The sequence below is a fragment of the Candidatus Burkholderia verschuerenii genome (assembly GCF_001189365.1).
Taxonomy (GTDB): Bacteria; Pseudomonadota; Gammaproteobacteria; order Burkholderiales; family Burkholderiaceae; genus Caballeronia; species Caballeronia verschuerenii.
In genome coordinates, this window is the sequence record NZ_LFJJ01000363.1 from 1 (window position 1) to 1,534 (window position 1,534).

2 protein-coding genes are annotated in these 1,534 nt (G+C 52.3%); one reads left to right on the top strand and one right to left on the bottom strand.

Features of this window, described 5'->3' with window-relative positions; genetic code table 11:
- Positions 1-526 (top strand): hypothetical protein (locus BVER_RS28885; protein WP_232316921.1); only part of this gene is annotated, 526 nt, incomplete at its 5' end.
- Positions 527-604: 78 nt separating this feature from the next.
- Here the strand turns inward: BVER_RS28885 and BVER_RS28890 are convergent.
- Positions 605-970: an avidin/streptavidin family protein gene (locus tag BVER_RS28890; RefSeq protein WP_050456144.1), complete on the bottom strand. Its 366-nt coding sequence runs from the start codon at positions 968-970 to the stop codon at positions 605-607.
- Between the last annotated feature and the right edge of the window lie 564 nt (positions 971-1,534).

Below are 1,534 nucleotides of genomic sequence, written 5' to 3' on the forward strand. Positions count from 1 at the left end.
GTCCCCAACACTCACTCCTCTAGCCATGGCGGCGATTTATCAGAAGGGGCTTGCTGAGGCGCGTTGGGACTCAATGACTGGAGCTGCTCAAGCATTGGGCTGGCACAAGACGAAATTAATGCGTGCAGTCGCAATATCGCAGCTCCCCATAGAAGTGTTGCAATTATTTGAGGGAAAAACACTCCTCTATGCAAACGGTGATGTTCTCCTCAAGATTCATCAGGTGATCGGTACAGCCAAGATGGTGGAGTGTGCGGAAGAGTTGCTGAAAAAACCGAAAAGACGCTCCGCAGAGCAGATCGTGGCACATCTGATGGGCGTTAAAGAGGAATCCCGATTAGCACTAAAAATCCGTAAGGTTCGCAGTCAGCGCGTCACTCGCTTTGTTTTTGAGTTTTCGGTTAAGGTCTCGGAGGCCGCCGAGATCATCGCAGGAGGAGAGGATCTAGCGCCGATTATCAAGACAGCGCTATCAATGCTCCAGACAAAGCAAAAAGCACGGAAGCAAAGAACAAAGCCAACATAAATCTATATACTGAAGTCGATTGTCGATACCACAGGAGGGATGCGCCGCGTCAGGCAGGCGAAAACTCGTCAGCACCGGCTAACACGGTTTTCCATTGCTCCAGCGGATTTTCTTCGTCAGCAATGGCAATAATCTGCTGCCATAAGGTGAGAATTTTTGGACTTTGTTTTCTATTACGCCATGTGCTGTCCAAGAGGTGATCGCAACCTCGGCGAATCGAACGGTGAATGTAAGCAAGTCTCCGACTGAATGACAGATGAGCTTCATTTCTGTGCCGGCGAAAGGGCTGCTATCGAGGGTGTAAGAGCCCATGACCATGCCGTCAGCACTTACTTGAATTTTCATAATGGAGTTCAGTTCATTTTTCCAAGTCCCATTGAAATCAACGACTGACGACAGCTTCGGGGCAGTATTGAGTTGGAAGACCTGTTCCGGGCGGTTCATGAGAGACTCCTGTTTGACGGGGCCTTATCGCTTATGAAGGATAGTCAATTTTCCCGGTTATAGGAGGTGTGTTTTAAGCGGTTGATATGAGTGTGATCGTCGCCGAGATATTCATCGGTCTGACTGCCAGTGTACGGGCCGCCGCTGCCACAAGCATGCGGATGCCAGGGAGCAGCTGACCAACACAGCGCAACAAGCATCACGGCGGCACCCGTAGCCAGACTCTACCGGAGAGACATCGAGGTATCTCTAACGAACGAGCTGTTGCCGGGTCGGGCGCACAGGGGATGCATTGCGAAGTAGAACGACTGGAGAACTGCTGCGCCGGCGAGCGCATGCCCGCAACCAATAGGGCGTGCTCGATCACTGAGATCCCGTCGCGCCAGTAAAAGAACGCGCGCACTGATGTGCAGACCGTCTGCATCGCCCGATGGGGGTACCTAGTCTGGCCTGCAAAATTGAATTTGCCGGAATGGACCCGACGACGCAGTCTGGTGCAGACGTAAACGCACATCTCAGCCAGGTCTGCAGCGCACGAGTAGAGGTTGAGGCATGACGTTGAGC

Bases quoted from the DNA above. Each gene is read 5' to 3' on its own strand.
- BVER_RS28890 (WP_050456144.1), bottom strand. From the start codon at position 970: ATGAACCGCCCGGAACAGGTCTTCCAACTCAATACTGCCCCGAAGCTG.